We start from the raw sequence: 8,552 nt of genomic DNA, 5'->3' as shown, positions 1-8,552 counted from the left end.
CTTGCCCCTGAAAAGTGGAGTTCTTAGTCCTTGTTGAAAATACCGACAAGGAGTCAAGGAATGACAGCAGCAAAGCAGGTGCGTGCGCAGTACACGCAGGAGTTCAAGTTGGAGGCGGTCCGTCAGGTGAGCGCCGGTCAGGCCATTGCTGTGGTGGCCAAGGTGTTGGGGATCCCCAAGGCCAGTCTGGGCAATTGGGTTCGCCAGGCAGCCAAAGGCGCGTTGAGCGGCGCTGGGGGCGATAACAAGGCCGTGGGGGTCTCGCCCGAGCAGATGGAGATAGCGCGTTTGCGAGCGGAAGTTGCGCGCCTGAGGATGGAGCGCGACATCGCAAAAAAAGCCGCGGCGTACTTCGCGCAGGACACGCTGCGAGGTACGCCTGGATTCACCAAATGAGGCAGCAGTACCCGGTGAGCGTCTCCTGCGGCGTGCTGGAGGTCAGCGCCAGCGGCTACTTCAACTGGCTGCGCCGCCCACAGGACATCGCTGGCAGGCCCGGCGGGCGCCACAGCGACGAAGCACTGCTGGCACACATCCGCGCCATCCACGCCGAGGTCAAGGGGGAATACGGCTGGCCTCGGATGCACAAGGAACTGCTGGCCAGGGGCATCCGGGTGGGCAAGGACAGGGTGCGCAAGTTGATGCAGCAGCACGGTATCCGTGCCAGAACCAAGCGCAAGTTTGTGGTCACCACCGACAGCCGCCACAGTCTGCCGGTGGCACCAGACCTGGTGCAGCGGCGCTTTACCCCCGAGGCACCCAACCAGCTGTGGAGTGGAGACATCACCTACATCGCCACCGACGAGGGCTGGCTGTACCTGGCTGCGGTCATCGACCTGTTCAGCCGTCAGGTGGTGGGCTGGAGCCTGCAGCCGCACATGCAGGCGGGCCTGGTCAAGGACGCGCTGGCCATGGCGTGGTGGCGGCGGCGCCCGCCGACTGGTCTGATATTCCACAGCGACAGGGGCAGCCAGTATTGCAGCGGCGAATTCCAGGATGCTTTGAAAGACTGGAAGATGCGTTCCTCGATGAGCAGGAAGGGCAACTGCTGGGACAACGCGCCGACCGAGAGCTTCTGGGGCCGCCTGAAAACGGCCAGCGTGCATGGGCACAAGTTCGCCACGCGAGAGCAGGCCAAACAGGCTGTGATGGACTGGATGGCTTTCTACAATCACCGCCGGCTTCATTCCTCGCTGGGCTACCTCAGCCCGATGCAGTTCGAGCAACGCTGGTACGAGGCACAGCGCAAAAAGGCCGCGTAATCGTCGGGCTAAGAGCTACACCAAACGAGGGCAAGGTCATACTTCTAGTAGCCACCCCTTTTCAGGGTGGCTTGCACATCACCAATCTCCAGTTTGACCATCCCGTTCTTCTAGTAGCCACCCCTTTTCAGGGTGGCTTGCACGGCGTTCGACTTCTCCCGAGCCATTGAGCTCTTCTAGTAGCCACCCCTTTTCAGGGTGGCTTGCACTATCCGCATGGACTTCTCGAAGAATGTCATCTTCTAGTAGCCACCCCTTTTCAGGGTGGCTTGCACCGACGGCATGCGCGGGGCACCGCAGATCAGCTTCTAGTAGCCACCCCTTTTCAGGGTGGCTTGCACAATGGGTGGCGTGGTCTTGATGTAGTTGTACTTCTAGTAGCCACCCCTTTTCAGGGTGGCTTGCACCGCCAGCGTGTTCGGCGGCGTTGACAGCTACTTCTAGTAGCCACCCCTTTTCAGGGTGGCTTGCACCTGGGCGCTGTAGGTGCCGTCGTAGGTCTTCTTCTAGTAGCCACCCCTTTTCAGGGTGGCTTGCACGAACCACCGGGCCATGTACACCGCAATCTCCTTCTAGTAGCCACCCCTTTTCAGGGTGGCTTGCACGTTCTGTGGCCGTCCCGCAAGACAAGGCGACTTCTAGTAGCCACCCCTTTTCAGGGTGGCTTGCACAGTTGTTTTCCAAGCTGTTGAACTCAAACAAGAATGCGGAAATAGGCCGTTCAAATATTCGCAACCTGCGCCGGCTGAAACCCGCCCACGGTCACGGTTTTCATCAGTTTTCCCTCGCCGTCAAAGAACTGGAACTGGCCCGCGATCTCCCCGCAACCGCGCGCGCTCTGTGCACCGAGCAGGGGGCGCAGGCTGAGCGCGTTGAGCGCGTCGTCAAGCAGCTCCAAGTCGCGTTCGCGGGCGTTGTCGATCACCATGCGCCCGCTCAGTGGCAGACCCGCGGGCAGGGCGTGGTGTTGCACGATGGTGCGGGTGCTGTTTTGCATCTCGCCCATGGCGTCCTTGAACTTCTCCGTTTCGGCTCGGGCCACCTGCAGGGCCTTGGCCACATCGTCAGGGACGGCTTCGCCTTTTTTCTCCAGCTTCCTGACCTGGCTTTCCAGCTGCTTGACCAGAGCGGCCGATGCGGCGCGCCGGTTGTTGCTGTCGCTGCGGCCCAGAAAGGCGGCCATATCCGTGGGGTCCATGAGCTCCAGCGCTTCTTCGGTGTCGTCCAGGTCTTTGCGTACGCCCGTGAAGGCTTCGGGCAACACGTTGACCGCGGGCAGAAAGTGGCTCACCTTCAGCCGCGACTTGATGCCCAGGCCGCTGCCGAACAAGTCGAGCACGGGACTGGCTTCGCGCGCCTGGCGCAGCGCGAGCAGATCGATGTCGCCGGCCTGTTTTTCGCTCTCGGCGTCCTGGCCAATCATTTCGCTGTAGATCTGCGGCAGCTTGTAGGGCTTGCCGGCCTCGGCGGCGCTGCGCATGTTGCGCAGGGTGACAGCGCGGCGCAGGAAGCCGCGCACGGTGGTGGCGGGCAGGTACCCGGTTTGCTGGCGGTTGCCGGCTTCGTCCACCCCGCGGGTCATGACGGGGAAGTTGTCCCACTCGTTTTCGCGCGCGCCTTCGGGCTTGGGCATGCGGATGGAGAGCGGGCCAACGGTGGTGATCGTGGCGTTGATGACGATGCGGGTGTTCATGTGGGCTCCTTGATGGGGGTGACTGGGGTGGTGTGACAGCGGTTCAGATGATCAGCAGGCCCATGCCGAAGGCCTTGCCCACGCGGCCGATGCCGGTGGACAGCGCCTGGGCAAAGCGGGTGGCCTCGGTGACTTTGAGCACACCGGTGAACTGGCTTGCGTCGATCCAGAAGCGGCGTCCGCCACTGGCGCTGACTTGCAGGCGGTCGCCGTTGACGTGAACCGCCATGACTTCAAAGCCGTGTTTGGCGCCTTCGGCTTCGAGCCAGGCGCGGCGGGTGCGCCAGTCCCCACGTTCGGGGTAGATGTTGCGTCCGCCGTGGCGCTGGGCTGCGCAGGCCTTGAGCTCGAAGGCGATCACGTCGCCCAGTTTCGGCGGTTCGACGCGGCGCCCCTGCGACGTGATGGGCTTTTCGGTGCGCACGATCAGGCGATCGCCCTGGTCGGCAAAAAGCGCGGGCGCGCCGTTCAGTAGCTCGGCCACCAGGCGGTGCAGCGGGTAGCCAGCGGTTTGCGTGGGCTTGGGGATGGTGTGGTCCATCATGCGGGGTGCCTCCTTTTCCAAAGTGTTTTCTGGATGCCTCCAGCTTCTGGCGTGGGCGCCAGGTGCCAGTTGAACGTTTCGACGCCGGCCGGCGAGCAGATGCGCACGGCACGCTTGTCCACCGTGAGGAACAGGTTGGCCAGGGGCACGGGCGCTTTGTCGAACATGAGGAAGATGCGGGGTTGTTTTTCGTCCCAGTTCGCGAGCTCGTCCATGAAGGCCTCGATGCGGGTGCGTTCGTCGAAGTGCAGATGGGCGGCTGCGAGCTTGAGTTGCACGCTGGAGGTGCCGGGGCGCACGATGGCCCAGCCAGACGACAGGCGGCTTTCGGTGCCTTTGGCGAGCCGGTGGTTGCTGCTGAGGGCCCGATAGGCGGCTTCGTGGGGAGCGCCGTCAAGCCGGACGAGGTGGCGCCCGAAGTGTTCGTTGAAGAACTCGAAGGTGTTCATGCCATCGTCTCCGGTACGCAGCAGATGGCGCGGTTGGTGGGGTGCCAATAGGCGGGGCGCCAGGCCGCGTCGGCTTTCAGCGCAGTGCTGCCGTTGCCGGTGAACAGGTCAATGGGAACGGGGCGCAAGGGTTCACCAAAGAAGCCGGTGACGCCGTCAAGTTCGTCGGGTTCGATGTCGAAACCCGTGACCTGGCCAAAGCCGCTGGCGCGCCGCTTGCCGATGAAGGACACGTTGGCGAGCAGGCGGCGCACGGCGTCGGCATCCCCTTGGGCGTACCAGGTGACGGCGGGGGTGGTGACCGCCCGGTAGCTGTTCATGACGGCGCCGAACTCGCGCCGGCGCGTCATGCCGATCATGGTGTGGGTCTTGCCCTGCTTGTTCTGGGCAATGAGATCGAGGTCCAGATCGTGCCGGGCCTGCAGGTTGGCAACGAAACCCACCCGTTGTTCATCCCACTTTTCATAGATGGCCGCGCTGCCGTGCCAGAGGCCTTGCGTGTTGTGCAGCGGAATGTCGGCATGTGCCCGCTCCAGATCGCCCGTGTGTTCATAGATGAGCGCCGCGAGCAGGGCATCGAGGGTCATGTAGCCCCCATTGACGACAAGGGGGCTGCCCAGCGTCGCCGTGACTTTGAATCTGTCCATCGGTTGATTTCCTCCCTGTGGTGCCGTGTGGCTCTGGGGAAATCGTAACGGACGCGGGTGGAATGCCGTTTGTCCTTGCGCAGGTCTCGCGCGGCGCTCAACGTTCAGCGATGTAGTGCGACATGTGCGAACTCTCGCCGGGCGCCAGGAACTCCCGCACCTCGGCCTCCAGCGCGTGATCGGCCACGGTGGCTCGGGCGCGCTGGTGCAGGTAGTCGGCCCACGAGGTGACGATGAAGCGCTCGACATAACGCGAGGGTTCTCCCAGGTCCCGGTAGATGCGCCAGAAGGTGGCGCCGTCGCGCCGGCGCGGTGCCTTCATGCGGCTGATGGCGTCAAGAAACGCCTTGTCCGCGCCCGCGCGGATGCGGTAACCCACTTCCACCGCCACCGGGCCGGCCTCGGGGCTGGGTTCGGCTTCCACAAAGAGCTCGTCCCACGGCGTGCCCTGCGTCACCTCGTGCGCTTCGCCCACGCGCAGCGGGAACGGGCGTGCCAGCAGCAGGCCCGCGGCCATCAGGGCGCCGGCGGCCACCAGCGCGGTGGTGAGGCCGGCGATGTCGGACACCGCGCCCCAGAACGCCGAGCCGATGGCGAACGCGCCCAGCGAAGCCACGATGTGCAGCGCCACCGCGCGCGAGCGCACCCACTGCGGTGCGCTGGCCTGCGTGGCGGTGTTGAAGGTGGACATGGCCGCCATCCAGGCTGCGCCGCCCACCGCCATGGCGGTGTACACCAGCAGCGGCACGCGCACCCAGGCGGCCAGCAGCATGACGGTGGCAAACGCCACGCAGGCGGTGGCGATGATGGCGTCGAGCCCGAAGCGGGTGCGCAGGCGGCCGATCACCAGGCCCGAGGCCACCGCGCCGGTGCCCATGCAACCCATCAGCAGGCCGAAGCCCTGCGCGCCGGTGCCGAGCTGGCGCTGCGCGATCACCGGCAGCAACGCCCACAGCGCCGAACCGGCGGCGCTGTACGCCATCACGCGCACCAGCTGCGCCAGGATGATGCGCGAGTGCCAGGCGAAGCGCAGGCCGCTCAGCGTGCCGCCCCAGAGGCGTTCGGCCGGCAGGCGCGAGGGCGGGTGGGCCTTGGGCGGCCAGCGGCGGATCGACTCCCACATCACGCCCGTGGTGAACACCGTGACCACAAACACCCAGCCCGCGCCCATCCAGGCGAACAGCAGGCCGGCCAGCGTGGGGCCGATCGCGCGCGCCGCGTTGTAGGCGATGCCGATGGCCGTGATCGCCTGCGGCCATTCGTCGCGCGGCACCGGGTCGATCACCGACGAGTTCCAGGCCGGGGTGAGCACGGCCGTGCAGCAGCCGCACACGAAGACCAGGAACAGCACCGACGCCGGCCCGCCCCAGCCGCCGAGCACCAGCCCGGCCAGCAGCACGCAGGCGACCACCTGCGCGATCAGCGCGCCCGAGATCAGGCGCCGGCGGTCGGTGGTGTCGGCCAGCACGCCCGCGGGCAGCGCCAGAAGGAACATCGGCAGGAACACCGCGGTCTGCACCAGCGCGGCGAGGAAGGACGAGCCGGTGAGCTCGATCATGAGCCAGGCCGCCGCCATGGTCTGCATGCCCGCGCCGATGAAAAAGACGGCGCCGCAAAGCCACAGCCCGCGGAAAGCGGGCTGTCGCAGGGGACTCCAGATGGAGTGGGAAGGGGTCATCGGGGCCATTGTCCCGCAGGGGCTCAGGCTGTGCGCGCCGAGTCGGCCAATATCCTGGCCAGCCCGTTGTGCCGCACCACCAGCGGCCCGAGGTCCACGGTGGTGAGCTGGCCTTCACGCACCACCACCCGGCCGTTGACCACGGTGTACGCGGCCTGCGGGCTGGCGCAGAACAGCAGGCTGGCCACGGGGTCGTGCACCGCGCCGCCGGCAAAGCCCAGCGTGCGCAGGTCGAACAGCGCGAGGTCGGCGCACATGCCGACCGCGAGGTGGCCGATGTCCTGGCGGCCCAGCACCATCGCACCGCCGCGGGTGGCGATGTGCAGCGCGTCGCGTGCGGTCATCTCGGCCGGGCCGAGGTCGCAGCCGAAGAAGGTTTGGCCATCGCGGGTTTCGGGCGGCATCAGCGCGCGGCCCACGCGGGCCAGCAGCAGCGCCTGCCGCGCTTCGTTCACCATGTGCGCGCCGTCGTTGCTGGCGCTGCCGTCCACGCCCAGGCCCACGGGCACACCGGCGTTGAGCATGCGGCGGATGGGGGCGATGCCGGAGGCGAGGCGCATGTTGCTGCAGGGGCAGTGCGCCACGCCGGTGCGGCTGGCGGCAAACAGCGATATGCCTTCGTCGTCCAGCTTCACGCAGTGCGCGTGCCACACGTCCTCGCCCAGCCAGCCCAGCTCCTGTGCGTACTGCGCGGGCGTCTTGTTGAACTTCTCGCGGCTGTAGGCGATGTCGTGGTGATTCTCGGCCAGGTGGGTGTGCAGACGCACGCCCTGGCCTTTGAAGCTGCGCGCGAGTTCGGCGCTCTGCTTCATCAGCGCCGGGCTGACGGAGAAGGGTGAGCAGGGCGCCAGCGCGATCTGCACCATGGCGCCGTGGTCCGCGCTGTGCCAGGTTTCGATCAGGCGCTGGCTGTCTTTCAGGATCGCGTCTTCTTTTTCAACCACGCTGTCGGGCGGCAGGCCGCCCGCGCTCTGGCCCACGCTCATGCTGCCGCGCGTGGCCAGGAAGCGCATGCCGATCTGCTGCGCGGCTTCGATGCTGTCTTCGAGCCGCACGCCGTTGGGGTAGATGTAGAGGTGGTCGCTGCTGGTGGTGCAGCCGCTCAGCAGCAGCTCGGCCATCGCCACCTGGGTCGAGACCTGCACCATCTCCGGCCTGAGCCCGGCCCAGATCGGGTACAGACCGCGCAGCCAGCCGAACAGCTCGGCATCCTGCGCGCCGGGGATGGCCCGCGTAAGGCTCTGGAACATGTGGTGGTGCGTGTTCACCAGGCCGGGCATGACCAGGTGGCCGCGGGCGTCGATGGTTTCGCCCGCCGATTCGAGCAGTGCGCGCGGCAGCTCGCTGGTTGACCCTATCCATTCGATCATGTTGTCGCGAACGAACAGCGAAGCGTTCTTCAGCTCGCGACCCTGTGCCGGGTCGGCGTGGTCGAAGGTGGCGATGCAGGTGGCGTTGTGGATCAGCAGGGTGTTCATGTCGATGTGCCTTGATAGCTGCCGTTCGGGCTGAGCCCTTCAACCGGCTCAGGACATGCGCTGCCGAACTCCAGCGAGCCCTTCGACTGGTTCAGGCCGAACGCGCTGTGCGCATGGTGCAGGAGCGCAGGGGAAAGCAGCTTCTTAACCCGGCAGACCACTGACCCGGCTCATCAGCTCCACCGCGTTGTGGGCACCAAACTTGGCTCGGAGCCCAGCGCGCAGCTTCTCTACGGTACGGGGGCTCAGCCCGAGTTCTCTGGCCGCTTCTTTTGCGGTATGTCCGCGGGACATGCCCGCAAGAATCTCGCGCTCACGCGGGGTCAATCGTGAAACATCCGCGCCAGCGTTCAGCGGCTCGAACACCCAGCATGCGTTACCGAAAGGGTTGGACAGATCGGATGTGTTGCCGTGAACCCGGAACCATTGGGTCGCGCCATCACGCCTGCGCATCAATCGCTCATCGTGGTACTCACCCTTCTGGGTCATGACCTGAAGTCCGCGTTGGCCAATGCGCTGGTATTCGTCCTCGCTGGGGTACAGCGCCAGCAGGTCCTGACCCTGCAATGCCTCCATCGAGTAGCCAAACATGCTTGCGAATCGCTGATTGCAGGTCACGATTTTTCTGTTGGATGAGAGCATCAACCCGAGCGGACAAAGGTCAACGATGGCCTCTGCAAGCTCTGGAGAAAAAGCCTGATCGAAGGCCGTGCTGGTGGGCGTAGTTTTACGCACGGGTTTCTCCCGGGGTGGTTATACGACTGTCATTGAAGGCGCACGCTTTCTACTATAGCGCCACAC

General features: G+C 65.5%; 8 protein-coding genes and 1 CRISPR repeat array. Of the genes, 1 reads left to right on the top strand and 7 read right to left on the bottom strand.

Annotated elements, in window-relative coordinates:
- Positions 1 to 60 precede the first annotated feature (60 nt).
- A protein-coding gene (locus AC0GNO_RS22885) for an IS3 family transposase (RefSeq protein ID WP_472903721.1) occupies positions 61 to 1,262 on the top strand; the annotation gives its coding sequence in 2 pieces (ribosomal slippage) (positions 61 to 331 and positions 331 to 1,262; 1,203 coding nt in all).
- 41 nt (positions 1,263 to 1,303) lie between these two features.
- A CRISPR array of direct repeats spans positions 1,304 to 1,933; the repeat unit is 36 nt; unit sequence CTTCTAGTAGCCACCCCTTTTCAGGGTGGCTTGCAC.
- A 50-nt stretch (positions 1,934 to 1,983) separates the two neighbouring features.
- Here the strand turns inward: AC0GNO_RS22885 and AC0GNO_RS22880 are convergent.
- The 7 genes from AC0GNO_RS22880 to AC0GNO_RS22850 all read right to left on the bottom strand — a co-directional run bounded on the left by AC0GNO_RS22880 (position 1,984) and on the right by AC0GNO_RS22850 (position 8,486).
- Positions 1,984 to 2,955 (bottom strand): RAMP superfamily CRISPR-associated protein, encoded by a 972-nt coding sequence (locus AC0GNO_RS22880; RefSeq protein ID WP_472905646.1) that lies wholly within the window; start codon positions 2,953 to 2,955, stop codon positions 1,984 to 1,986.
- 43 nt (positions 2,956 to 2,998) lie between these two features.
- Positions 2,999 to 3,499, bottom strand: a complete 501-nt coding sequence (locus AC0GNO_RS22875; protein ID WP_472905645.1) for a type I-E CRISPR-associated protein Cas6/Cse3/CasE — start codon at positions 3,497 to 3,499, stop codon at positions 2,999 to 3,001.
- The gene (locus AC0GNO_RS22870) at positions 3,496 to 3,948 is read right to left on the bottom strand and encodes a hypothetical protein (RefSeq protein ID WP_472905644.1); all 453 of its coding nucleotides are present in this window, start codon (positions 3,946 to 3,948) and stop codon (positions 3,496 to 3,498) included. Before AC0GNO_RS22870 ends, AC0GNO_RS22875 begins: the two co-directional genes overlap by 4 nt.
- On the bottom strand, positions 3,945 to 4,595 hold the full coding sequence (locus AC0GNO_RS22865; RefSeq protein WP_472905643.1) for a hypothetical protein: 651 nt from the start codon (positions 4,593 to 4,595) through the stop codon (positions 3,945 to 3,947). Before AC0GNO_RS22865 ends, AC0GNO_RS22870 begins: the two co-directional genes overlap by 4 nt.
- A 97-nt stretch (positions 4,596 to 4,692) precedes the next feature.
- Complete coding sequence (locus AC0GNO_RS22860; RefSeq protein WP_472889505.1) at positions 4,693 to 6,273, bottom strand: MFS transporter; 1,581 nt, start codon at positions 6,271 to 6,273, stop codon at positions 4,693 to 4,695.
- Between the two features lie 23 nt (positions 6,274 to 6,296).
- Positions 6,297 to 7,751 carry an 8-oxoguanine deaminase gene (locus AC0GNO_RS22855; protein WP_472905642.1) on the bottom strand — a complete coding sequence of 485 codons (1,455 nt, stop codon included), beginning with the start codon at positions 7,749 to 7,751 and terminating at the stop codon, positions 6,297 to 6,299.
- A 144-nt stretch (positions 7,752 to 7,895) separates the two neighbouring features.
- Positions 7,896 to 8,486 (bottom strand): LuxR C-terminal-related transcriptional regulator, encoded by a 591-nt coding sequence (locus tag AC0GNO_RS22850; protein WP_472905641.1) that lies wholly within the window; start codon positions 8,484 to 8,486, stop codon positions 7,896 to 7,898.
- Between the last annotated feature and the right edge of the window lie 66 nt (positions 8,487 to 8,552).

Source organism: Hydrogenophaga sp. L310 (genome assembly GCF_055703065.1).
Note: the sequence above shows the minus strand (reverse complement) of the source record. Positions and strands in the feature narration are given on the sequence as shown.

Coding starts and splice junctions, on each gene's coding strand:
- AC0GNO_RS22880 (WP_472905646.1), bottom strand. CDS start 2,955: ATGAACACCCGCATCGTCATCAACGCCACGATCACCACCGTTGGCCCG.
- AC0GNO_RS22875 (WP_472905645.1), bottom strand. CDS start 3,499: ATGATGGACCACACCATCCCCAAGCCCACGCAAACCGCTGGCTACCCG.
- AC0GNO_RS22870 (WP_472905644.1), bottom strand. CDS start 3,948: ATGAACACCTTCGAGTTCTTCAACGAACACTTCGGGCGCCACCTCGTC.
- AC0GNO_RS22865 (WP_472905643.1), bottom strand. CDS start 4,595: ATGGACAGATTCAAAGTCACGGCGACGCTGGGCAGCCCCCTTGTCGTC.
- AC0GNO_RS22860 (WP_472889505.1), bottom strand. CDS start 6,273: ATGACCCCTTCCCACTCCATCTGGAGTCCCCTGCGACAGCCCGCTTTC.
- AC0GNO_RS22855 (WP_472905642.1), bottom strand. CDS start 7,751: ATGAACACCCTGCTGATCCACAACGCCACCTGCATCGCCACCTTCGAC.